Origin of the sequence: Streptomyces sp. G7(2002), from assembly GCF_028870195.1 — a bacterium.
GTDB classification, from domain to species: domain Bacteria; phylum Actinomycetota; class Actinomycetes; order Streptomycetales; family Streptomycetaceae; genus Streptomyces; species Streptomyces nigrescens.
The window spans coordinates 4,488,062-4,511,903 of the sequence record NZ_CP102609.1 but is presented as its reverse complement, the minus strand read 5'-3'; the positions used below and the strand labels follow the sequence as shown (position 1 = coordinate 4,511,903).

At 72.6% G+C, this 23,842-nt stretch carries 20 protein-coding genes; 13 read left to right on the top strand and 7 right to left on the bottom strand.

Going from position 1 to position 23,842, the window contains the following annotated elements; genetic code table 11:
• Positions 1–54: 54 nt before the first annotated feature.
• The 3 genes from NUT86_RS18855 (at position 55) to NUT86_RS18845 (ending at position 3,336) form a co-directional block, all read left to right on the top strand.
• Positions 55–1,314: a LolA family protein gene (locus NUT86_RS18855; protein ID WP_274736589.1), complete on the top strand. Its 1,260-nt coding sequence runs from the start codon at positions 55–57 to the stop codon at positions 1,312–1,314.
• A gap of 92 nt (positions 1,315–1,406) precedes the next feature.
• Positions 1,407–2,471, top strand: coding sequence for an ABC transporter ATP-binding protein (locus NUT86_RS18850; RefSeq protein ID WP_274736588.1), 1,065 nt, complete (start codon positions 1,407–1,409; stop codon positions 2,469–2,471).
• Entirely contained in the window at positions 2,458–3,336 is an 879-nt protein-coding gene (locus NUT86_RS18845) for an ABC transporter permease (protein WP_159487725.1), read from the top strand. The genes NUT86_RS18850 and NUT86_RS18845 overlap by 14 nt, the downstream gene beginning before the upstream one ends.
• Here the strand turns inward: NUT86_RS18845 and rarD are convergent.
• From rarD to NUT86_RS18810, 7 genes are all read right to left on the bottom strand, one after another.
• Positions 3,326–4,360, bottom strand: a complete 1,035-nt coding sequence (gene rarD / locus NUT86_RS18840; protein WP_274736587.1) for an EamA family transporter RarD — start codon at positions 4,358–4,360, stop codon at positions 3,326–3,328. The two genes, NUT86_RS18845 and rarD, sit on opposite strands and share 11 nt — an antisense overlap.
• A 168-nt stretch (positions 4,361–4,528) precedes the next feature.
• Positions 4,529–5,395, bottom strand: a complete 867-nt coding sequence (locus NUT86_RS18835) for an SDR family oxidoreductase (RefSeq protein ID WP_018090951.1) — start codon at positions 5,393–5,395, stop codon at positions 4,529–4,531.
• Positions 5,396–5,762: 367 nt separating this feature from the next.
• Entirely contained in the window at positions 5,763–6,857 is a 1,095-nt protein-coding gene (locus NUT86_RS18830; protein ID WP_159487729.1) for a 2-oxoacid:ferredoxin oxidoreductase subunit beta, read from the bottom strand.
• Entirely contained in the window at positions 6,850–8,802 is a 1,953-nt protein-coding gene (locus NUT86_RS18825) for a 2-oxoacid:acceptor oxidoreductase subunit alpha (RefSeq protein ID WP_274736586.1), read from the bottom strand. Before NUT86_RS18825 ends, NUT86_RS18830 begins: the two co-directional genes overlap by 8 nt.
• 294 nt (positions 8,803–9,096) lie before the next feature.
• Positions 9,097–9,756: a response regulator transcription factor gene (locus NUT86_RS18820; RefSeq protein WP_026169851.1), complete on the bottom strand. Its 660-nt coding sequence runs from the start codon at positions 9,754–9,756 to the stop codon at positions 9,097–9,099.
• 213 nt (positions 9,757–9,969) lie between these two features.
• On the bottom strand, positions 9,970–11,283 hold the full coding sequence (locus NUT86_RS18815) for a sensor histidine kinase (protein WP_274736585.1): 1,314 nt from the start codon (positions 11,281–11,283) through the stop codon (positions 9,970–9,972).
• A gap of 281 nt (positions 11,284–11,564) precedes the next feature.
• Positions 11,565–12,848, bottom strand: a complete 1,284-nt coding sequence (locus NUT86_RS18810) for a sensor histidine kinase (RefSeq protein WP_093640299.1) — start codon at positions 12,846–12,848, stop codon at positions 11,565–11,567.
• Positions 12,849–13,080: 232 nt separating this feature from the next.
• On the opposite strand from NUT86_RS18810, the gene NUT86_RS18805 reads away from it, so the two are divergent.
• The 10 genes from NUT86_RS18805 (at position 13,081) to NUT86_RS18760 (ending at position 23,831) form a co-directional block, all read left to right on the top strand.
• The gene (locus NUT86_RS18805; RefSeq protein WP_274736584.1) at positions 13,081–14,202 is read left to right on the top strand and encodes a secretion protein snm4; all 1,122 of its coding nucleotides are present in this window, start codon (positions 13,081–13,083) and stop codon (positions 14,200–14,202) included.
• An 845-nt stretch (positions 14,203–15,047) separates the two neighbouring features.
• Positions 15,048–16,493: a hypothetical protein gene (locus NUT86_RS18800; RefSeq protein ID WP_274736583.1), complete on the top strand. Its 1,446-nt coding sequence runs from the start codon at positions 15,048–15,050 to the stop codon at positions 16,491–16,493.
• Positions 16,494–16,752: 259 nt separating this feature from the next.
• On the top strand, positions 16,753–17,154 hold the full coding sequence (locus NUT86_RS18795) for an NADH-quinone oxidoreductase subunit A (RefSeq protein ID WP_018090942.1): 402 nt from the start codon (positions 16,753–16,755) through the stop codon (positions 17,152–17,154).
• Positions 17,145–17,825 (top strand): NADH-quinone oxidoreductase subunit B, encoded by a 681-nt coding sequence (locus tag NUT86_RS18790; RefSeq protein WP_018090941.1) that lies wholly within the window; start codon positions 17,145–17,147, stop codon positions 17,823–17,825. Before NUT86_RS18795 ends, NUT86_RS18790 begins: the two co-directional genes overlap by 10 nt.
• Positions 17,822–19,282, top strand: a complete 1,461-nt coding sequence (locus NUT86_RS18785) for an NADH-quinone oxidoreductase subunit C (protein WP_274736582.1) — start codon at positions 17,822–17,824, stop codon at positions 19,280–19,282. The genes NUT86_RS18790 and NUT86_RS18785 overlap by 4 nt, the downstream gene beginning before the upstream one ends.
• Positions 19,279–20,247 (top strand): complex I subunit 1/NuoH family protein, encoded by a 969-nt coding sequence (locus NUT86_RS18780; protein ID WP_159487735.1) that lies wholly within the window; start codon positions 19,279–19,281, stop codon positions 20,245–20,247. Before NUT86_RS18785 ends, NUT86_RS18780 begins: the two co-directional genes overlap by 4 nt.
• Positions 20,244–20,855 carry a NuoI/complex I 23 kDa subunit family protein gene (locus tag NUT86_RS18775; protein ID WP_093640312.1) on the top strand — a complete coding sequence of 204 codons (612 nt, stop codon included), beginning with the start codon at positions 20,244–20,246 and terminating at the stop codon, positions 20,853–20,855. Before NUT86_RS18780 ends, NUT86_RS18775 begins: the two co-directional genes overlap by 4 nt.
• Entirely contained in the window at positions 20,852–21,475 is a 624-nt protein-coding gene (locus NUT86_RS18770; RefSeq protein ID WP_018090937.1) for an NADH-quinone oxidoreductase subunit J family protein, read from the top strand. Before NUT86_RS18775 ends, NUT86_RS18770 begins: the two co-directional genes overlap by 4 nt.
• Positions 21,475–21,837 (top strand): NADH-quinone oxidoreductase subunit NuoK, encoded by a 363-nt coding sequence (nuoK, locus tag NUT86_RS18765; RefSeq protein ID WP_018090936.1) that lies wholly within the window; start codon positions 21,475–21,477, stop codon positions 21,835–21,837. Before NUT86_RS18770 ends, nuoK begins: the two co-directional genes overlap by 1 nt.
• On the top strand, positions 21,834–23,831 hold the full coding sequence (locus tag NUT86_RS18760; RefSeq protein WP_159487736.1) for an NADH-quinone oxidoreductase subunit 5 family protein: 1,998 nt from the start codon (positions 21,834–21,836) through the stop codon (positions 23,829–23,831). Before nuoK ends, NUT86_RS18760 begins: the two co-directional genes overlap by 4 nt.
• Positions 23,832–23,842: the final 11 nt, after the last annotated feature.

Genomic DNA, 23,842 nt, shown 5'->3' with positions numbered 1-23,842 from the left:
AGCCCCAGGGCGTGGACAGCACAGCAGCCGCCGCACACGACGGAGGTAGGGCAGATGCCACGGAACGAACCGACCGAGGTCACCGACGGATGGGACGGGGAACGCTCCCCGAGGCGCCGTAAGGCGGTGCGGTATGGCGTGCCGGTTGCGGTGGCGGGGGTCGCGGCGGCCACGATCGGGCTGGTCCCGGCGTTCGCCGGCGGTTCTCCGGACCTGCCGAAAATCTCGGCACAGGAACTGATAGCCAAGGTCGCCAAGTCGGATGTCCAGCAGCTCTCCGGCACGGTCCGGGTCACCACGGACCTCGGTCTGCCGTCGCTGCCGGGCGCCGGTGGCGGAGCGGGCGGCTTCGGAGGCGCCCCGGGCGGCGGCGAGAAGGGCGGGGACGACGCCTCCGCGGCGCCCCAGAAGAAGCTGATGGAGCTGGCGTCCGGTGCGCACACGCTGCGCGTCGCGGTCGACGGCCCCGACAAGCAGCGGGTGTCGATCGTCGACAAGGCCGCCGAGTACAGCCTCGTCCACCACGGCAAGGAGCTCTGGGCGTACGACAGCGGCAGCAACACCGCCGTGCGCAGCACCGCGCCCGACAGCCGCTCCGGCAAGGAGCACCGTGCCCCCGAGGGCCTGCCCAAGGACCTGAAGGGCGCGACGCCGCAGGACCTCGCGAAGCAGGCCCTGGAGGCGGCCGGTGACACGACCTCGGTCACCGTCGACGGCACCGCCAAGGTCGCCGGACGGGACGCCTACCAGCTGCTGATCAAGCCCAAGCAGACCGGCTCCACGGTCGGCTCGATCCGGGTCGCGGTGGACGCCGAGACCGGCACGCCGCTGAAGTTCACCCTGACGCCCAAGAGCGGTGGCGCGGCCGCCGTCGACGTCGGCTTCACCAACGTCGACTTCGCCAAGCCCGCCGCGAGCACGTTCGACTTCACCCCGCCCAAGGGCGCCAAGGTCGTCGACGGCGACAAGGAGCGCGCGACGGCGCAGCGCGGGCACGGCAAGGACGCCCCGTCCCGCAAGGAGCTCGCCAAGGACATGGGCGGGATGAACGTCATCGGCAAGGGCTGGACATCCATCGCCACGATCAAGGGCGAGGGCTCCGGTCTGCCCTCCGGCAAGGACAAGGGCGAGGGCGCGGGCGGTGACGCCGCCAAGTTCCTGGACAGCATCGGCGAGAAGGCCAACGGTTCGTTCGGCTCCGGCCGGTTCTTCAGCACCCGTCTGGTCAACGCCCTGGTCACGGACAACGGCACGGTCTACGTCGGCGCCGTCGACAAGCAGAGCCTGATCAACGCGGCCAACGCCGCCAAGTAACGGGCCACCACAGCCTCGCGGGACCGCCGCGCCACCCCTTCGCGGGTGGCGCGGCGCGGCCCGTGAGCCTTCCGTACGACGTTGGGGGACCGATGCCGGCACCACCCGCCCCGGGGCCCGACGGGGTGCGCCCGCCCGCCGACGGGCCCGGGGCCGGGCGTCCGCCGGCCGGGGACCGGGCGATCGAGACGCGGGGGCTGACCAAGGCCTACGGCGGCGGCCGGCTCGCCGTCGACGGCCTCGATCTGGCCGTTCCGCGCGGCAGCATCTTCGGCTTCCTCGGCCCCAACGGCTGCGGCAAGACCACCACCATCCGCATGCTGATGGGCCTGATCCAGGCGACCGCCGGCCACGCCCGGGTGCTCGGGCAGCCGATGCCCGCCGCGGGCCGCCGGGTGCTGCCCGAGGTCGGCGCGCTCATCGAGGGCCCGGCCCTCTACGGCTTCCTCAGCGGACGGGACAACCTCCGCCGGTTCGACGCCGCCGACCCGGGCGCCGATCCCCGTACCCGCGGCGCGCGGGTCGGCCGGGCACTGGAGCGGGTGGGCCTGGCCGCGGCGGCCGGCAAGAAGGCGCGCGCCTACTCCCTCGGGATGAAGCAGCGCCTCGGCCTGGCCGCGGCCCTGCTCCAGCCCCGTGAGCTGCTGGTGCTCGACGAGCCCACCAACGGCCTGGACCCCCAGGGCATGCGGGAGATCCGTGCCCTGGTCCGCGAGCTGGCGGCGGACGGCACGACCGTTTTTCTCTCCTCCCATCTCCTCGACGAGATCGAGCAGGTTTGCACCCATGCCGCGGTGATGGCCCGCGGCCGGCTGATCACCCAGGGCACCGTCGCCGACCTCTCCGCCACGGTCCTCGGCCCGCGCGGCAATGGCCGGCTCACGGTCACCACGCCCGACACCGCGGACGCGGCCCGCGTGCTGAAGGAGCTCGGGGTGAGCGGCGTGGAGATCACCGACGACCGGGTGACGGGCGAACTCCCGGCCCCGGACGCCCCCATGGGCGGGCCGGACGGCGGGGCGCCGCGGGAGCTCGCGGACCTCAACGCCGCGCTGGTGCACGCCGGGGTACGGGTCCGTGGCTTCGGCACCGAGCGCGCCTCGCTGGAGGATGTCTTCGTGTCACTGACCGGGGAGGGCTTCGATGTCGCAGGCTGAGGCGGCGCGGCGCACTCCCCGGCCGCTGTGGTCGCTGGGGCTGCTGCGCAGCGAGATCGCCATGACGTTCCGGCGCTGGCGCACCCTCGCACTGCTGGCGGTGCTCGCGGGCGTACCGGTCCTGGTCGGCATCGCCGTCAGGATCGAGACCGGTGACGGCGGGCCGGGCGGCGGCGGTGACGGCGGCGCGGGCGGCCCGGCGTTCCTCTCCCAGGTCACCCACAACGGCCTCTTCCTGGTCTTCACCTCGCTCGCGGTGACCCTGCCGTTCTTCCTGCCGATGTCCGTCGGTGTGATCGCGGGAGACTCCCTCGCCGGCGAGGCGCACGGCGGGACGCTGCGCTACCTCCTGGTCGCCCCGGCCGGCCGCACCCGTCTGCTGCTGGTCAAATACGCCACGACCCTGACGTTCTGCCTGGTGGGCACGCTGGTCGTGGCGCTCTCCGCACTGGCGACCGGTGCGCTGCTCTTCCCCCTTGGCGAGGTCACCCTGCTCTCGGGCACCTCCGTGTCCTTCGGCGAGGGGCTGCTGCGGGCGCTGGCCATCGCGGTCGCGGTGGCGCTGTCCCTGACCGGGCTGGCCGCCGTCGGCCTGTTCGTCTCGACGCTCACCACCAGCGGCATCGCGGCCATGGCGACCACGGTCGGCCTGCTGATCACCGTGCAGATCCTGGACACCATTCCGCAGCTGGACGCCCTCCAGCCGTATCTCTTCCCCCACTACTGGCTGTCCTTCGCGGATCTGCTCCGCGACCCCGTCTACTGGGACCAGCTGCAGAAGAACTTCGGCCTGCAGGCGCTGTACGCCCTGGTGTTCGGCTCGGCGGCCTGGGCGCGCTTCACCACCCGGGACATCACTGCGTGAGGCCGGGGGGCCGCGGCGGCAAAGTCTGCTCCGCGGTGTGGGGTGCCGCCGCCGCTGCCTGGGGCGCTTCCGCGGACTGCGCCGCCTCTGCCCCGGCCGCCTCGCCCGCGCGGGCCGCGGCCCGCGCCAGCGCCGTCCGTGCCCGCCCCGCGGTCCGCAGCGCGTCCCAGGTCAGCAGCGCCAGGGCCAGCCACACCAGCGCGAACCCGGCCCAGCGCTCCGGCGGCATCGCCTCGTGGAAGACCGTGAGCCCCAGCACGAACTGGAAGGTCGGCGCCAGATACTGCAGCATCCCGATCGTCGTCAGCGGCAGCCGCACGGCCGAGGCGCCGAAGCAGATCAGCGGCACCGCCGTCGCGATACCGCAGGCCGACAGCAGCAGCGCCTGGCCCACCCCGCCGGTGGTGAAACTGGCCTCACCGCGCAGGCCGAGGAAGACCAGAAAACCCAGCGCGGGCAGCAGCTGCAGGGCCGTCTCGGCGCTGAAGCCCTCGATCCCGTCGAGCTTGATGCCCTTCTTGACCAGCCCGTACGTCGCGAACGAGAAGGCCAGCGCGAGCGCGATCCAGGGCACCCGGCCGTAGGCGACGGCCATCACGATGACGGCGACGGTCCCGGTCCCCACCGCTGTCCACTGCAGCGGACGCAGCCGCTCGCGCAGCAGCAGCACGCCGAAGGCGATGCTGACCAGCGGATTGATGAAGTAGCCGAGCGACGCCTCCAGCACATGCCCGGAGTTGACCGCCCAGATGTAGAGGAACCAGTTCGCCGAGATGAACAGGGTGCACAGGAGGACCATCCCGAGCCTTCGGGGCTGCCGCAGCAGCGGGCCGATCCAGGACCAGCGGCGGAGCACGGCGAGGAGGACGACGGCGACGGGCAGCGACCACACCATGCGGTGGGCCAGGATCTCGGACGGTGAGGCGTCCTCCAGCAGCCGCCAGTAGAGCGGCAACAGGCCCCACATGGTGTAGGCGGCGAGGCCGTAGGCGAGTCCGGTGCGCTGGTCGCTTCGAGGCTGCAAGGGGACCCTCCTGGTGGTGCTGCGTCGCTCCGGGGAACGTAGCGCCGCCCGGGCCGCCTGTCATGCCCGTCTTGAAATACGGTCATGACCGGCCGTACGGGCGGCGCCGGCGCTACGGCCGGGGCTCCAGGCCGCGGCCGCTTCAGGTGGGCAGCCCCTTCGGCCCCTTCAGCCCTCCAGTCCCTTCAGCGCCTCCGCGATCGCCTCGGCGACCGGCGTGGTCGGACGGCCGATGAGCCGGGACAGCTCGCCGGGCGTCGCGGACAGCTCTCCGCGGGCGATCCCGGCGTCCGCGTCGGCGACCAGCTGTGCGCCCAGCGCCGGTACGCCCGCCTCGACCAGCAGCGCCACATACTGCTCCGGCGGCAGATCGCGGTACGCGATGCGCCGGCCGGTCTGCCGCGAGACCTCGGCCGCGTACTCGGCCATTGTCCAGGCGGTGTCGCCGCTCAGCTCGTACACCGTGTTCTCGTGGCCGCCGCCGGTGAGGACGACGGCGGCCGCCTCGGCGTAGTCCCGGCGCGCGGCGGTGGCCACCCGGCCCTCGCCCGCGCTGCCGACGACGGCGCCGGTCTTCAGGGTGGTGGCCAGCGCGCCCGTGTAGTTCTCGTGGTACCAGCCGTTGCGCAGCAGGCAGTACGGCACCCCGGACGCGAGCAGCGCCTGCTCGGTGGCGAGGTGTTCCTCGGCGATGGAGAACGTGGCCGTCGGCCCGCCCAGCACACTCGTGTAGGCCAGCAGCCCGACGCCCGCCTCCCGCGCGGCGTCGATGACGGTGCGGTGCTGGGTGAGGCGCTGCCCGGCCTCGTTGCCGGAGATGAACAGCACCCGGTCACCGGCCGCGAAGGCACCCTGGAGGGTCTCGGGCCGGCTGTAGTCCGCGTGCTTGATCTCCACACCACGGGCCGCGAGGTCGGCGGCCCTGGCGCGGTCGCGGGCGAGGGCGACGATCTCGTCCGGTGCGGTGCGCCGGAGCAGCTCCTCGATGACGAGCCGGCCGAGTGCCCCGGTGGCGCCGGTGACGACGAAGCTCATGAGTTACCCCCTGTGGGCGTCGCTGGCTGAGGACCCGACCGTACGCCTGCCATAAACGATCGTCTATGACGGGCGTACGGATAGCTGGTGCGGGATCACCCTTCAGCATCGCCCGCCGACGCGGGACCGGCACGGCGCAGGGGCCGGGGGCTGCATGGCGCGGGAGCGGACGCCGGCACGAGGCAGGGGCGGGGACCCGCAGGGCGCAGGAGACGGGACCGGCACGGCGCGGGAGCGGGGACCCGCAGGGCGCACGAGACGGTAAGCCTGTCGTGATCACGGCGTACGACAAACGGGTGCCTCCGGAAGCGACGTAGGACGCTTCCGGAGGCACCCGCGGGCCTGGCGAAGTGGCGAAGCCGGTCGGTCAGCCGACGACCGTCCAGGTGTCGTTGCCGGTCAGCAGTGAGGCGAGGTCGCCCTTGCCCTTCTGCTCGATGGCGGCGTCCAGCTGGTCGGACATCAGGGTGTCGTAGACCGGCCGGTCGACACTGCGCAGCACACCGATGGGGGTGTGGTGGAGGGTGTCGGCGTCGGCGAGCCGGGAGAGGGCGAAGGCCGTCGTGGGCGAGGGGTTGTGGGCGTCGTGCACCAGCACACCGCCCGTGCCCTCCTCCCGGACGTCGATGACCTTGAGGTCGCCGGTGGCCGGGTCGCGGACCACGCCCTTGGAGCCGAAGCCGTCGGGGGCCAGTGCGCCGAAGCGGATCGGCTGCCCGTGCTCCAGACGGATCACGGCCTCCTCGGCCTTCTCCTTGTCCTTGAGGACCTCGAAGGCGCCGTCGTTGAAGATGTTGCAGTTCTGGTAGATCTCCACCAGCGCCGTGCCGGGGTGGGCGGCGGCCTCGCGCAGCACCGAGGTGAGGTGCTTGCGGTCGGAGTCGACGGTGCGCGCCACGAAGGACGCCTCGGCGCCGAGCGCCAGCGAGACCGGGTTGAACGGCGCGTCCAGCGAGCCCATCGGCGTCGACTTGGTGATCTTGCCGACCTCGGAGGTGGGGCTGTACTGGCCCTTGGTCAGACCGTAGATCCGGTTGTTGAACAGCAGGATCTTGAGGTTGACGTTGCGCCGCAGCGCGTGGATGAGGTGGTTGCCGCCGATGGACAGCGCGTCGCCGTCACCCGTGACGACCCATACGGACAGATCGCGCCGCGAGGAGGCCAGGCCGGTGGCGATGGCCGGGGCGCGGCCGTGGATGGAGTGCATCCCGTAGGTGTTCATGTAGTACGGGAAGCGGGAGGAGCAGCCGATGCCGGAGACGAAGACGATGTTTTCCTTCGCCAGGCCGAGCTCGGGCATGAAGCCCTGCACGGCGGCGAGGACGGCGTAGTCACCGCAGCCGGGGCACCAGCGCACTTCCTGATCGGACTTGAAGTCCTTCATGGACTGCTTGGCGTCGGCCTTGGGCACCAGGGAGAGCGCCTCGATCTGCGAGGACCTCTCCGAGATCGTCTCAGTCATTGATGGCCTCCTTAAAGACCTCCGCGAGCTGCTCGGCCTTGAACGGCATTCCGCTGACCTGGGTGTGCGAGTGCGCGTCGACGAGGTACTTGGCGCGCAGCAGAGTGGCGAGCTGTCCGAGGTTCATCTCCGGCACGATCACCTTGTCGTAACGCGCCAGGACCTCGCCGAGATTCCGCGGGAAGGGGTTGAGATGGCGCAGATGGGCCTGCGCGATGCGGTCTCCCCCGCGCCGGACGCGCCGGACCGCCGCGGTGATCGGTCCGTATGTCGAACCCCAGCCCAGGGCAAGGGTCTTGGCGCCCTGGCCGCTCTCGTCGGCGGGGTCGTCGACCTCGAGGTCGGGAACCTCGACGCCGTCCACCTTCGCCTGGCGGGTGCGCACCATGAAGTCGTGGTTGGCGGGGGCGTAGGAGATGTTGCCGGTGCCGTCCTGCTTCTCGATGCCGCCGATGCGGTGCTCCAGGCCCGGCGTGCCCGGCACGGCCCAGGGACGGGCCAGCGTCTGCTCATCGCGCTTGTACGGCCAGAACACCTCGGTGCCGTCCGCCAGCTGGTGGTTGGTGCCGGAGGCGAACTGGACCCGCAGATCGGGGAGTTCATCGATGTCGGGGATCCGCCACGGCTCGGAGCCGTTGGCCAGATAGCCGTCGGAGAGCAGGAAGACGGGGGTGCGGTAGGTGAGCGCGATACGGGCCGCGTCCAGCGCCGCGTCGAAGCAGTCGGCGGGGGTCCTGGGCGCCACGATCGGCACCGGCGCCTCGCCGTTGCGTCCGTACATCGCCTGCAGCAGATCGGCCTGCTCGGTCTTCGTCGGCAGCCCCGTCGAGGGCCCGCCGCGCTGGATGTCGACGATCAGCAGCGGAAGTTCGAGACTGACCGCGAGACCGATGGTCTCCGACTTCAGCGCCACACCGGGGCCGGAGGTGGTGGTCACCGCCAGCGCGCCGCCGAAGGCCGCGCCCAGCGCCGCGCCGATACCGGCGATCTCGTCCTCCGCCTGGAACGTCCGCACACCGAAGTTCTTGTGCTTGGACAGCTCGTGCAGGATGTCGGAGGCCGGGGTGATCGGGTACGAGCCCAGGTACAGCGGCAGATCCGCCTGCCGGCCCGCCGCGATCAGCCCGTAGGACAGCGCGAGGTTCCCGGAGATATTGCGGTAGGTGCCGGTGGGGAAGTCCTTCGTCGCCGGGGCGACCTCGTAGGAGACGGCGAAGTCCTCCGTCGTCTCGCCGAAGTTCCAGCCCGCCCGGAACGCGGTGACGTTCGCCTCCGCGATCTCCGGCTTCTTGGCGAACTTCGCCCGCAGGAACTTCTCGGTGCCCTCGGTCGGCCGGTGGTACATCCACGACAGCAGCCCCAGCGCGAACATGTTCTTGCTGCGCTCGGCCTCCTTGCGGGAGAGCCCGAACTCCTTGAGCGCCTCGATCGTCAGCGTGGTCAGCGGCACCGGGTGGACGTTGTAGGCCTCCAGCGAGCCGTCCTCCAGCGGGCTGGTGGCATAGCCGACCTTCGCCATCGGGCGCTTGGTGAACTCATCGGTGTTGACGATGATGTCCGCGCCCCGCGGCACATCGGCGATGTTCGCCTTCAGGGCGGCGGGGTTCATCGCGACCAGCACATTCGGTGCGTCACCGGGCGTGAGGATGTCGTGGTCGGCGAAGTGCAGCTGGAAGCTGGAGACGCCCGGCAGGGTCCCGGCAGGGGCCCGGATCTCGGCGGGGAAGTTCGGCAGCGTCGACAGGTCGTTGCCGAACGACGCCGTCTCCGAGGTGAACCGGTCGCCGGTGAGCTGCATACCGTCACCGGAGTCTCCGGCGAACCGGATGATCACCCGGTCCAGACGTCGGACTTCTTTGCCTTCGCCGCCGTTACCGGAAGCGCGCTGTTCCCCGACAAGCGCTGCGTCGGTCTGCTCGGCTGGGCTACTGACCTGGCTGGTCACTGCTTCGGACCTCCCTCGAGGGGTGCGGCGTCCCCGCCGGAGGCAGGGCTCGGGACGTGTCGTACCGACCGGTTGTCCCATAACCATCGTACGTGGGTAAGGGTGGCCTTCCTTGGGTCGATCGCATGGTGGACGTCAGCATGAGACAGCGATCTGGTGCTTTTGTCATGAAATCACCGCCCCCGTGACCCCCTTGTTCATGACGCTCCGGACTCCTCCATTGGTTCTACGCCCAAAGTCCTCGACCTGGGCGGAAAACACCTCGGACAGCCCATCTGACAGAGTGTCAGACGCTCAGGAGTTGAGGTAGGTGAGTACGGCAAGCACTCTTCGGTGATCCCCGTCACTCTGCGCCAGGCCCAGTTTCAGGAAGATATTGCTGACGTGCTTCTCGACCGCACCGTCGCTGACCACCAGCTGCCGGGCGACCGCGGAGTTCGTCCGGCCCTCGGCCATCAGCCCCAGCACCTCCCGCTCCCGGGGTGTCAGCCGGTCCAGCACGTCCTGCTTACGGCTGCGGCCCAGCAGCTGTGCCACCACCTCCGGGTCCAGGGCGGTCCCGCCCCCGGCGACCCGGACCACCGCGTCGACGAACTCCCGCACCTCGGCCACCCGGTCCTTGAGCAGATAGCCGATGCCCCGGCTCGAACCGGCCAGCAGCTCCGTCGCGTACTGCTCCTCGACGTACTGTGAGAGGACCAGCACGCCCAGGCCCGGGTGGTCCCGGCGCAGCCGGATCGAGGCCCGCACCCCTTCATCGGTGTGCGTCGGCGGCATCCGTACGTCCGCCACCACCACATCCGGCAGCGCCCCCTCGTCCGCCAGCTCCCCGATCACCTTGATCAGCGCCTCGGCGTCCCCCACACCGGCCACGACCTCATGCCCCCGGTCGGTGAGCAGCCTGGTCAGGCCCTCCCGGAGCAGCACCGAGTCCTCGGCGATGACCACCCGCACCTTGTCCTCCACGGCTCAGATCCCCCCACGCGTCATCCCGTCCCGTCCCTGCCGGACCCCAGCATCCCAGCATCCGGACGGAAACGAGGCGGGTGAGGGGGAGCAGGGGTGGAGACAGGGGGCGGAGAGGGCCGGGCGGTAGGGGCCGGGCGGGAGGGGCGGGCGAGTCTCCGCGGGTGCTGACCCGGAGGCCCCCTCAGCGCCGCCCGGCGGTCATCCGCGCCACGGCAGTTCGGCGGTGATGGACGTCGGTCCGCCGACCGGGGAGTCCACTATCAGCAGGCCGTCGACGGCATCCAGCCGCTCGGCGAGGCCGGCCAGGCCGGTGCCGCTGCCGGTGTGCGCGCCGCCCCCGCCGTTGTCCGCGACCAGCACCATGAGCCGGTCCGCGGTGCGCCAGACGTCGAGCGTGGCGCTGGTGGCCCGGGCGTGCCGGGAGACGTTCTGCAGCAGCTCGGAGGCGGTGAAGTACGCGATGCCCTCGATCGCCGCGGCCGGCCGGTGGTCCAGATCCACGGTCACCGTCACCGGGACCGTGCACCGCGCGGACAGTGCCGACAGCGCCGGGCCGAGACCCCGGTCGGTGAGGATCGCCGGATGGATCCCGCGGGCCAGGTCCCGCAGCTCCTGGAGCGCGATCTTCACCTCGCCGTGCGCCTCGTCCACCATCCTGGCCGCGGCCTCCGGGTCCTCCGCCAGCTTCTCCTTGGCCAGGCCCAGGTCCATGGCGAGCGCCGCCAGCCGGGCCTGTGCGCCGTCGTGCAGATCGCGCTCGATGCGCCGCAGATCGGCCGCCGCGGTGTCCACCACCACCCCACGGTCCGACTCCAGCTGCGACACCCGGGTGGCGAGGGAGGACGGCCCCAGCAGGCCATGGACCATGACCCGGTCCACCTGCGTCAGCCCATGGATCACCCACGGTCCGGCCAGCACCAGCAGCAGCCCGAGCCCGCTGGTGAACCCGATGTCCGCCGGGGTGTCGAGATAGATGCCGTTGCCCCTGCCGTCGCCCCACATCTGGATGCCCGGCTGGTCGAGATACGCGAGGAAGGTCCAGCGCCACAGCGGATAGGCCAGCAGTCCCCAGCCGACGGACCAGAACGTCACCGAGAAGACGAAGGAGAAGACCGCCCACGGCATGTGCAGCACGGAGTAGACGAGGTGCCGCCAGGACACCCCGCTCTTCAGCACGGCCCCGACCCACCCCATCAGGCCCGGCTTGGAGGCCCGGGCCGGCTCCGGATCGGCGACGTCCAGTCCCAGCAGGGCGCGGGCCCTGGCACGCTCCAGACCGCCCAGCGCACGGCTGCCGGCCAGACCGCCCGCCAGCACCGGGATGCCCAGGAACGTCACCAGCAGACCGGCGCCCAGCGAGATCACCGTTATCGCGTACACGAACATCAGGACGGACATCGGGAGGCTGAGGAAGAGGTAGAGGAACTCCCGCCAGGTGCGCCCGGAGAACGGGGCACTCAGCCACACGGGCACACGGGGGCCGCGGGGATGCGCTGCGTATGCGGTATCCATCGTCTCGTCGTCCGTTCTGCCGGGCGCGGTCTGCCCTGTCGGCGCCGCTGTCTGCTCTGCCGCTCCGTGCGGCCTTTTCCGCCATGACCAGCGTCCGCGACCGGCGCCCCCCGCACCATGAGGGTCTTCGCAGTCTTCGCCTGGGGTTATCCCCACCCCCGGACCTGAGGTCGACCACAATCGGCCTCGCCGCCCGGGCGCCCGGACGGGCTGACAGGCCGACGGGCCGACGGGCCGACGGGCCGACCGACAGGCCGACCGGCCGACCGGCCGATGCCCGCTCAGGCCCTCGTCCCCGCCCCTGTCCTCGCCCCGGCCCCGGCCCCCGTCCGCGCACGCCAAGGCAGCTCCGCCGTCACCCGCGTGGGCCCGCCCACCGGCGAATCCAGCACGAACAGCCCGTCCACCGACCCCAGCCGCTCGGCGAGCCCGGTCATCCCGCTGCCGCCGTCCAGCCGCGCCCCGCCCTTCCCGTCGTCCGACACCTGGATCAGCAGCCGGTCGCCCGTCCGCCGCCCGTCACCGCCCTTGTCCGCAGCCCCGGTGGGCCCTCCCCCCTTGACCCGCCACACCTCGACGGACGCCTGCCGCGCCGCACTGTGCTTGGAGACGTTCTGCAGCAGCTCGGAGACGGTGAAGTAGACGATGCCCTCGATGGCGGGCGCGGGCCGCTCGGCCAGGTCCACGGCCGTCGTGACCGGCACCGTGCAGCGCCCGGCCAGCGAGGTCAGCGCGGGCCCCAGCCCCCGGTCGGTGAGGATCGCCGGATGGATGCCCCGGGCCAGATCCCGCAGCTCCTGCAGCGCCAGCTTCACCTCGCCGTGCGCCTCGTCCACCATCGCCGCCACGCTCGCGTCGGCCTGGCCCTCCAGCAGCTTCTCCTTCGCCAGGCCGAGCCCCATGGCGAGCGCCACGAGCCGGGCCTGCGCACCGTCGTGCAGATCCCGTTCGATGCGCCGCAGATCGGCGGCCGCGGTGTCGGTGACCGTCACCCGGTCCGACTCCAGCTCGGCGATCCGCCGCTCCAGCTCGTCGGACGGCGAGAGCAGCCCGCGCACCATCGCCCGGTCGACGTTGGACAGCCAGCGCGCCACCCACGGCAGCGCCGGCCACCCCAGGAAGAGCAGGACGAAGACGACCGTGAACGTGAGGGCCGTCCACGGCAGCCGGATGAACGCGAACAGCGCATGCCGCCAGGCGACCGGATCCTTCAGCCCCGTCCACAACCACGGCAGGAACCCCGGGTACCGGGCCCGCAGCCGGCTCGGCTCCTCGACCCGCACCCCGAGCAACGCCCGCGCCCGGGCCCGCTCCAGCCTCCCGTACTGCCGGCACGCCATCAGCCCCGTGACCAGCAGCGGCAGCGTGATCACGATGACGGACAGCCCGACCCCCAGCAGGACCCACACCATCAACACCGCGAACGCCGCGATACCCAAAGGGAAGTTGGCCAGCAGATAGGCGATCTCCCGCCACGTCGTGGCGCTGAGCGGCGCTCTGGGCGGCGGTGGTGAGGCGCCGTCAAGGGCGTCCTCGGCAGCACTGGGTCGGGAACTCTCCGTCATGCGCCCAGCCTGCCCGTCCGCCGTCCCGGGTGCCATGGGGTAGCTCGGGGGACTGGGGTGGGGTTTGCCCCATTCCCCTCCCCGCATCAAGCGTCCCGTTGCAGGTCAAAGCACCTGAGCCGGGACGGTACGGGGGTGCGGCACAGTGCCTGTCCCGTTATCGGAGTGGTGGACACGGCGCGCCGACGGGACCGTAAGGTGTGGCGATGCACAACGGGAGGGGCGAGGGGCGATGGCGCGGGGTTACGACGGCCAGTTGCTGAAGCCGGAAAGCGCCGCGGGACGGCCGGATTCCGCCACACGGGACCTCACCGACGCGGTGGCCGCCCCCCTTGATGTCCGCGGCTGGGGCTGGGGCGAGCGGAGCAGGGTCTGGACGGCGGTGACGGCGAGCGTGCTGCTCGCGGCGGTCACCGGGGTCTGCGCGGGCAATTGGTACGCGAATGGGGGCACCGTCCTCTGGCTCGGCATCGCCGCCGTCCTCGTCACCGTCGCAGGTGCGGCCGTCGGCGCGCTCGCCGCGCGGCACGGGCAGCACGCCCCGGGAGCCGCCCTCTTGCTGCTCGGCGGGGTGCTCGGCGTGGCCGCGGCCTGGCAGGCGCTCCCGGGCGGCAGCGCCAGGCTCGCCGCCGTCGGACTGACCGTGGCGGCCGTACTCGCCCTCCTCGGACTCTGTACGGGGCTGGGGCGCGGCGGCCTGACCGGCGCCGCGTCACTCGCGCTCGCGGTGGGCGCCTGGGAGCTGGGCCTGGCGCTGACCACCCCCGCACGTACGGGAGTTGTGCTCGGTTTCGTCTCCGTCCTCGTCCTGGGCCAGCTGCCGCGTCTCGCGCTGCGGGCCGCCGGTCTGACCCGGCTCGACGACCTGCGCTCCGGCGGTACGCCGGTCAGCCGGCACCAGGTGGCGGGCGCGCTGGGCGCGACCCACCGGGAGCTGGCCCCGGCCACGACGGTCGCGGCGGCCTCGGCGGGTGCGGCGGGGGTGCTCGCGGTGCAGACACCCGGCCTCTGGACCGTGCTCGCCGCGCTGCTGCTGTGCGGTGTGCTGTGCTCACGGGCACGGGCGTATCCGCTGGCGGTGGAGGTCGGCGCGCTGCTGGCGGCCGGACTGGCGGTCTGCGTACGGCTGGTGGTGCTCTGGGCCACCGACGGCGGGGCGCCGGGACCGGCGCTGGCCGTGCTGGGTCTGCTGGCGGTGCTGCCGGTCGCGGTGCTCGCGGTGCGGGTGCCGGAGCCCTCGCTCGCCCGGCTGCGACGGTGGCTGGACCGTGCCGAGTCGGCGAGCGTGGTGGCACTGATCCCGGTCACCCTTGGGACCTTCGGGCTCTACGGCCTGCTGTTCGGCGCGTCCTGACCCGGAGAGGCGGTGGAGTGGTCATGTCATCTGCGGAGTGCCATCCGGAGGAAGCGGGAGCGGGAGGGAGAGGGGGTGTGGATGAGGTGCCTGCGATGAAGGCGATGAATGCGATGAAGGCGATTCCTGGGGTCTGTACGGCACAGGAGTTGGGTGCGGCGGGAAATACGGGCGAGAGCGGCGAGTTGGGTATGACGGGTGAGTCGGGAGCGATGCGCGAGGCGGGCGGCGGTCCGGCCGGGCAGGGAACTGCCCCGGGGGCGCCGGGGATGCCGGGTGCTCCTGGGGGCCTGCCCGCGGCCGGTGCGGTGCCCGCCGGGGCTTCCATGCCTGCCGGTGCTTCGACGCCCACGAGCGCGTCGATGCCTGCGGCCGGGGCGATGCCTCCCGCTGGTGCGATGCCTCTCGCTGAGGTGACGCCTCCCGCCGGGGTGACGCCTGCCACCGGGGCGATGACTGCCGCCGAGCCGGCGCCCGCCGCCCAGCCGACGTCCGCCGCCCATCCGGCGCCCGCCGCCGGGGCCATGCCAGCCGCTGGGCCGGTGCCCCCGACAGCCGCCGCCCCGTCCGTACCGTTCCAGCCGTCGGCACCGGTTCAGCCCTCCGGACCTGCTCAGCCGTCGGCATCGGTCCAGCCCTCCGGACCCGCTCAGCCCTCCGGACCCGCTCAGCCCTCCGCACCGATCCGGCCGCCCGGCCCCGGCCCCTCGTCACCCGCACCGTCGGCTTCCGTGCACTCGGCGCCCGCGCCCTCCGCTCCCTCGGCCGCCGCGCCCGCGCCCATGCCGGCGCCGGCTCCCGGTCGCTACGGCCGGCCGGGGTTGCCGGCCCGGACGCCCCTCTCCGTGCCCCTTCTGCCGCCGGAACTGGCCGACGGCCAACCCCGGCCGCGCCGTGGTGACCCCCTGGCCCGGCGTGCGGGCCGCGCGCTGCGCAGGGTCTTCGCCTCGTCCCCGGCCGCCGAAACGGCCGCGGTCACCCAGGCCGCGCACGCCATCCAGCAGCCCGTCACCACGGGCCGGCAGATCGCCGTGTCCAGCATCCGCGGCGGCGCCGGCAAGTCCACCGTTGCCGCCCTGCTCGCGCTCACCTTCGCGCACTACCGCTCCGACCCGGTTCTCGCCGTCGAGGCCGACCCGGCGCTCGGCACGCTGCCGCACCGGCTCGGCGCACGCGAGGTGCGGTGGTCGGGCAGTGATCTGGCGCAGATCGTCGATCCGTCCATGCTGATCACGGACCTGACCGGCTATCTCCTCCCGTTCGCGGGCGGCGGCTGGCTGCTGCCCGGCAGCCAGGGCGCCATCGGCACCCGGCTGGACCTCGACACCTACCGCGTCGTGATGACCTCGCTGCGCCGCCATTTCGCGGCCACCGTCGTGGACTGCGAGACGCTGCCCGCCGAGGTGGCGCGGACCGCGCTGGTGACGACGCAGGCGCGTGTGCTGGTCACCCCGGCGACCCCGGAGGGCGTGGCGGCCACCCGCTCCGTACTGGACTGGGTCGGCGGGCTGCACTCCGGCCTGCTGCCCACCACCGTCGTCGTGCTCACCCACACCTCCCCCGACAGCGGCGTCGACGTCCGCAGGGCCGCCGAACATCTCGGTGCCGGCGGTGCGGCGGTGCTGCCGCTGCCCTACGACCGGCATCTGGCGGCCGGCGGCGCTATCCGTACGGAGCTGCTCGGCGAACGCACGAGGGAGGCGGCGGCGCGGATCGCGGCCGAGGTGATGGACCGTGCGGTCTCGCGGGAACCGGGCCGACGGCAGCAGCAACAGCACACGACGGTGCACCCGCCGGGGCAGCCGCCGGTGTACGTCCCGGGGCAGGCGACGGTCTCCGCGGCCTACCAGGAGCCGCAGCGGTCTCAGGCCCAGCCCGGTCCGCAGGCCCCGGCTCACACCGGTCCGCAGGCCCAGCCCGGCCCGCAGTCGCAGGCTCACACCGGTCCGCAAGCCCACACCGGCCCGCCAGCCCAGCCCGGCCCGCAGGCCCCGGCCGGTCCGCGGCCGCAGGCTCAGCATCAGCCCCAGCCCCAGCAGGCGCCCCAGTACTACCCGCCGCAGGCCTCGCACCCGGCTCCCGCACAGCACCAGCACCAGCCACACCCCCAGGCGCAGGCGCCCACCCGGCCTCCGTCGCCGTCGCAGCCCCAGACCCAGGCCCCACAGCCGATGCCGACGATGCCGGCGGCGGCCCCCGAATCGTCCGGCTCCCCGGGAGGCGCCGACACCCCCGCCGCCCCCACCACTCCCGACCGGCGGAGCCCGTTCGACGGAGGCCCGATCCACTGACCCGAGCCCTCCCGCCCCGTCTCCCCTTCCGTCTCCCGTCTCGTCTCCCGCGCCGCCGTCCGTCCGGTCCGTGAGACAGGTTCTGAGACAACCGGACGCTCCCTCTACGCTGCCGGCCGCCCAGGTAGGGCGAAGTGGGGACAACCCCACCAGTCGCGACGATGCGGCTGGTCACCGTGGCCGGGGCAGGGCCTAGACTCCGGTCCGTACAGATCGTCGAAGTCGTTGAACAATCACAGTCAGGGAGCGAGGGGCGGACGTGTCGGACGCGACCGTACGGACCACCGTCGCCGCGGACTACTTCCAGGGCTACTCGGTCGTCGGGCTCATCGCCGTGATCGGTGTGCTCTTCGTCGCCGTGGCTTTCGGGGCCGGGCGGCTGCTGCGGCCCGTGGTGCCGACGCCGGAGAAGCTGCTGACGTATGAGTGCGGTGTGGACCCGGTCGGTGAGGGCTGGGCGCACACCCAGGTCCGCTACTACGTCTACGCCTTCCTCTACGTCATCTTCGCCGTGGACTCGATCTTCCTGTTCCCTTGGGCAACGATCTTCGCCGCCCCAGGTTTCGGCGGTGTGACGCTGGTGGAGATGTTCATCTTCCTCGGCTTCCTCGCCGTCGGCCTGCTCTACGCATGGAAGAAGGGCGTCCTGGAATGGACGTGACCCCCGCCTCCGCCAGCTCCGCAGCCGCGGCCGAGGGCGCCGCCCCCGAGTTCCTGCCGGAGCCCCGGCGCCTGGGCACCCTTGCCCGGCTCGCGCCCGAACCGATGAAGGTGGTCCTCAACTGGGGCCGCCGCTACAGCCTGTGGGTCTTCAACTTCGGCCTGGCCTGCTGTGCCATCGAGTTCATCGCCGCGTCCATGGCGCGGCACGACTTCATCCGGCTCGGCGTGATCCCGTTCGCGCCCGGCCCCCGCCAGGCCGACCTGATGGTCGTCTCCGGCACCGTCACCGACAAGATGGCGCCCGCGGTCAAGCGGCTCTACGAGCAGATGCCGGAGCCGAAGTACGTCATCTCCTTCGGGGCCTGCTCCAACTGCGGTGGCCCCTACTGGGACTCGTACTCCGTCACCAAGGGCGTCGACCAGATCATTCCGGTGGATGTGTACGTCCCGGGCTGCCCGCCGCGTCCGGAGGCGCTGCTGCAGGGCATCCTCAAGCTCCAGGAGAAGATCGCGCGCGAATCGCTGGGGGAGCGGTACGCGAAGGGCGGCACCGCCCGGCCCTCGGCCGCCGCGCTGCGCAGCGGGCTCGTCACGCCGCCCGCGCCGAAGCCGGCGGACGCTCCGAAGTCAGTGGATGCTCCGAAGCCGGCGGGGGAGGATGCCCGATGAGCGAGCAGCCCGAGCAGCGGCCGGAGGCTCCCGAGCAGGCGACGCCCCCTGAGCAGACGACGGCCCCTGAGCAGCCGACGGCCCCTGAGCAGCCGACGACCCCTGAGGAGTCGGCGGCGCCGGACCGGAGCGAGCAGCCCGAGCAGCCCCCGGCCGAGCCGGTCGTCGGCTGGCTGCCGCGCCCGGCGAGCGAGATCTTCGGTCCCGGTGCCACGGCGGAGCTGGCGTACGACCTGCTGACCGTCGACGTCCCCGTGGACAACTGGCTCACCGCGCTGACGGCCGCCCGCGACGACCTGGGCTGCAGCTACTTCGACTGGCTGAGCGCCGTCGACGAGCCCGGCACCGGCTTCCGGATCTGCGCCCACCTCGTGGAGGTGGCGCGCCCCGGCACCGTCCACCGGCTGATCGTGCGGACGACCGTGCCGCATGACGCGGCCGCGCTGCCCACCGCCCTCGGTGTGTACGCGGGCGCGGGCTGGCACGAGCGGGAGACCCACGAGATGTTCGGTGTCGACTTCACCGGCCACCCGCACCTCGTACCGCTGCTGCTCCCGGAGAACTTCGAAGGGCACCCGCTGCGCAAGGACTTCGTGCTGGCGGCGCGGGTCGCCAAGGCGTGGCCGGGAGCCAAGGAGCCGGGCGAGTCCGAGCACGGCGGGCCCAAGCGGCGCCAGATGCTGCCCCCGGGCGTCCCGGACCCGAACGAGTGGGGCCCGCTGAAGGGCCAGCTGCCGCCCGCGCCCGCGCGTCCGGCGCGGGGCGCACGGGCGGCCGGCGGGGCCGCGGGCGAGCGGCCGGCACGGCGTACCCGTACGGCGGGCGCAGGCTCGGCCAGCCAGCAGGCGGCGGGGGAGGCGACCGGGACTCCGGCGGCCCCGGCGCGTGCCGAGCGGCCGGAGCGGCCGGCCCGTCGTACCCGTTCGGTGAGCGAGGGGTCGGCCAGTCAGCAGCGCGCGGCGACGGACGCGGCGACGGACGCGGCGGAGACCGCGGCGGCCCTGGCGACTGACGCCCCGGCACCTGAGGCCCCGGCGACCGGCACCTCGCCGAAGGGCACCTCGCCCAAGGAAGCACCGGCCCAGGACGCCCCGCCCCCGGCAACCCCCGCGAAGGAGGCGCCCCCGCGCTCCTCCGACGCCCCCTGGCACCACGCCCGCCCGGCCTTCGACGAGCCGGAGAAGAAGGCGGAGCCCGAAAAGAAGGCGGAGCCGGAGAAGAAGGCCGAGCCCGAAAAGAAGGCCGGACCGGAAACGCCGGAAGAGAAGCCGGAGCCGAACCCGGCAGCCGCCCCCGATCCTGAGCCGGCCGCCCCCACGGACCCTGAGCCGGCAGCCACGACGGAGCAGAAACCGGCGGCGCCCACAGACCCGGAGCCCGCCCACCGACCCCAACAAGACGCGCCCCAGGACCAGCCCCCCACCCCCCAGGACCCGGCAGGAGGCGACACCCCATGAGCGACGCTCTCGACATCGCGCTGCGCCTCCTCGCCGTCTTCGCCGTCTTCCTGGTGTTCCCCCTGGTCATCGGGCAGACCGAGCACAAGGTCATGGCCCATATGCAGGGCCGGCTCGGGCCGATGTACGCGGGCGGGTTCCACGGCTGGGCGCAGCTCGTCGCCGACGGTGTGAAGTTCGCGCAGAAGGAAGACATCGTGCCGGCCGGTGCCGACCGGCGGATCTTCCAGCTCGCGCCCGCCGTCGCGCTGCTGCCGTACCTCCTGGTCCTGGTCGCGATCCCGATAGGCCCGCACAACGCCGTGGGCCAGGCCCTGGACGCGGGAATCTTCTTCGTGCTCGCCGTCATGGGCGTCGGGGTGCTCGGCTCGCTGATGGCGGGCTGGGCCTCGGCGAACAAGTTCTCGCTGCTCGGCGGTCTGCGGACGGCCGCGCAGCTGCTGGCGTACGAGCTGCCGATGCTGCTCACCGCGGCCTCCGTCGCGATGGCGGCCGGCACGCTCTCACTGCCCGGCATCATCGAGGCCTTCCACTGGTGGTGGGTGCCGTGGCAGATGGTCGGCGGCCTGGTCTTCTTCACCGCGGGGCTCGCCGAGCTGCAGCGGCCGCCGTTCGACATGCCGGTCGCCGACTCGGAGATCATCTTCGGTGCATACACCGAGTACACCGGACTGCGCTTCGCCCTCTTCCTCCTCGCCGAGTACGCGGGCATCGTCGTCCTCTGCGCCCTGACCTCCGTCCTCTTCCTGGGCGGCTGGCACGGCCCGTTCGGCGCCGACGGCCTGGGCTGGCTGTGGACGCTGCTGAAGACCGTGATCCTCGCCTTCGGCGTCATCTGGCTGCGGGTGACCTATCCGCGGCTGCGCGAGGACCAGCTGCAAAAGCTCGCCTGGACGGTCCTCATCCCGCTCGCCCTCGCCCAGATCGCCCTCACCGGCGTCGTCAAGGTGGTGATCTCGTCATGAGCTTCCCCGGTAGCGGCCTCGCCAAGGGGCTCGCCGTCACCCTGCGGACGATGACGAAGCGTTCCGTCACCGCCCAGTACCCGGACGTCCAGCCCGACCTCCCGCCCCGCACCCGTGGCGTCATCGGGCTGTTCGAGGAGAACTGCACGGTCTGCATGCTGTGCGCCCGGGAGTGCCCGGACTGGTGCATCTACATCGACTCCCACAAGGAGACGGTGCCGCCGGCCGCCCCCGGAGGCCGGGAGCGCAGCCGCAATGTGCTGGACCGTTTCGCGATCGACTTCGCGCTGTGCATGTACTGCGGTATCTGCATCGAGGTCTGCCCCTTCGACGCGCTCTTCTGGTCACCGGAGTTCGAGTACGCCGAGACGGACATCCGCGATCTGACCCATGAGCGCGACAAGCTCCGCGAGTGGATGTGGACGGTGCCCGAGCCCCCGGCGCTCGACCCGGCGGCCGAGGAGCCCAAGGAGCTCGCCGCCGCCCGTAAGGCCGCGGACAAGCTCGCCGCCCAGCAGGCGGCGGAGGCCGAGGCACAGGCCCAGGCCGAAGCCGCGGACCGGGGCGGGGACCAGGACCGACCGGAGACCCCAGGGGAGGGACAGTGACGCTCGCCGCCACCGCAGCCGGCCAGGGCTTCCTCTCACCCACGGGTGTCGAGATCGCCTTCGTCCTCGTCGGCATCGCCACCCTCGGCGCGGCCGTCATCACCGTCACCACCCGGCAGCTGGTGCACGCCGCCCTCTGGCTGGTCGTCGCCCTCGGCGGGATCGCCGTCGAATACCTGCTGCTCACGGCCGAGTTCATCGCCTGGGTGCAGGTGCTGATCTACGTCGGTTCGGTCGTCGTCCTGCTGCTCTTCGGGCTGATGCTCACCAAGGCGCCCATCGGCCGCTCCCCGGACGCCGATTCGGGCAACCGCTGGGCCGCGCTCGCCGTGGCCCTCGCCTCGGCCGGCTGCCTGGTCTGGGTCGTCGTGGATGCCTTCCGCGCCACCTGGATCAGCTTCGAGGGCGCCGCCCAGGGCTCCACCGAAGCCTCCGGACGCACCCTCTTCCAGTACTGGGTGCTGCCCTTCGAGGCGCTGTCCGTGCTGCTGCTCGCCGCGCTCGTCGGGGCGATCGTGCTGTCCCGCAGGACGGGGGAGGGCAGGGCCGCGGCGGCGGACCTCAAGACCGGTGCCTCCCGCGCTCCCGCCGCCCCCGCCCCGCGAGAGGAGCAGCGCTGATGCATCTCGCTTACCCGGCCGTCCTCGCCGTCCTCCTCTTCTGCACCGGCCTGTACGGCGTGCTCGCCCGCCGCAACGCGATCCTGGTGCTGATGTCCGTCGAGCTGATGCTCAACGCCGTCAACCTCAATCTCGTCGCCTTCGACGTCTGGCTGCGCGACACCCTGCACACCGGCCAGGCGCTCACCCTCTTCACCATCGCCATCGCCGCCGCCGAGATCGGCATCGGGCTGGCGATCGTGCTGCTCGTCTACCGCAACCGCGGCAGCTCCGACATCGACCGGCTCCGTGACCTCGCCGAGAAGGCGGGCGCCGGGGACGGGGACCCGCAGCCGGACACCACGGCGGAGGCCGCCGCGTGACCCTCACGACCACTGCCGTTCTCGTTCCCCTCCTGCCCTTCCTCGGGGCCGTCGCCGGTCTCCTCCTGGGCCGCCGCGCACCCGGATTCGTCCGGCCGCTGGCCGTGCTGCCGACGCTGGCCGCGGCCGCGCTCGCGGTGTCCGTCGCGATCCGGCAGGGCACCGGCCCGGCCACCGACGTCGCCACCCAGCTCACCCCGACCGGCTCGATCCCCATCGACCTGGCGCTACACCTCGACGGCTTCGCCGTGCTGATCGCCGTCGTGGTCGGGATCGTGGCGTCCTGTGTGCAGCTCTACTCCACCGGCTATCTGCGCGACGACCCGCGCTACGCCTCGTACGCCGCGCTGGTCTCCCTCTTCACCTCCGCGATGCTGCTGGTCGTCTACACCGGCGACCTGATGCTGCTGCTGGTCGGCTGGGAAGTCATGGGCATCTGCTCCTACTTCCTCGTCGGCCACTACTGGGAGACCGAGGCCGCCCGTTCCGCCTCCCTCAAGGCCTTCCTCGTCACCAAGCTCGGCGATGTCCCCTTCCTCTTCGGCATCTTCGCGCTGGCCGCCGACGCCGGAACCTTCCGCATCACCGGCATCCTCGGGACCGTCACCGACGGCGGCCTGGACCATCCGACGCTGATCGCGCTGCTGCTGCTGGCCGGTGTCGCGGGGAAGTCGGCGCAGTTCCCGCTGCACACCTGGCTCCCGGACGCGATGGCCGGCCCGACGCCCGTCTCGGCGCTGATCCACGCCGCGACGATGGTGGCGGCCGGTATCTATGTCGTGGCCCGTCTCCTCCCCGTCTTCGCCGCCTCCGCGGCCGCGCTGGTGGTGATGGCGGTCATGGCCGCGATCACCATGGTCGGCTCCGGTCTGGCCGCCCTGGCCCAGGACGACATCAAGCGCGTCCTGGCCTATTCGACGGTCGGCCAGCTCGGCTACATGCTCGGCGCGCTGGCCGTCGGAGACCGCGGCGCCGCCGTCTTCCACCTCATCTCGCACGGTGCGTTCAAGGCCCTCCTCTTCCTCGGCGCGGGCGTGATCATCCACGCCGCCGGCACCAACTCGCTGGCCGCCATGTCCCGGATGAGCGGCCTCGCCCGGCGCATCCCGGACGCCTACTGGACCGTCACCGTCGCGCTGCTCGCGCTCGCCGCGATCCCGCCGTTCGCCGGCTTCTTCTCCAAGGAAGCCGTCCTGGGCGCCGCCGAACACACCGCCATCGGTGCGGCGCACGGCATCCCCGGCGCGGCCGGCTGGACCGTCCTGGTCTCCGGACTGCTCACCGCCCTCCTCACCGCGGCCTACGCCACCCGCCTGTGGCTGCTGGCCTTCCGGGGCAAGGGCGTCGAAGCCCCCGACCACGGCCCGCAGCCGGTCGTCATGAACGCCGTGCTGTGGGTGCTCTTCGCCCCGACCGTCGCGCTCGGCCTCGCCGCCCCCCTGCTGCCCGACTGGTTCGACGGGCGTTCGCTCGCGCCGACCCTGACCACCTCCGTCCTGGGCACCGGTATCGCCCTCGTCGGCGGCCTGGTCACCTATGCGGCCTGGCGCCACACCACCGCCCTGGCCGCCCGCACCCCCATCGGCGCGGTCGTCACCGACCCGGACGCCTCGCCCGGGCTCGCCGAGGAGACGGCCATCGCCACCCACGCCCCGGTCTACGGAAGCGTGGCCGGTGCCCCGGACCCGGCCGACCCCGGCCGCCTCCTCCTCGGCCCGCTGCAGCCCCACGCCGCCGTCGGCTTCCATCTCGACGCCGTCTACTCCGCGCTGTTCGTCCGGCCCGTACGCGCCGCCGCCACGCTCGTCCGCTTCCTGGACCGCGAGGTCGTCGACACCTACGTCCGCGGTGCCGGCACCGCGCCCCGCTGGCTGGGCGCCGCCGTCCGCCGCGCCCAGACCGGGAACGTGCAGACCTACCTCGCCGCGCTGCTGGCGGGCTCGCTCGTCCTGGCCGTCGCCGCCGTCCTCGTCGCCACGGGTACGGGAGCCTGACCGTGCCGCCA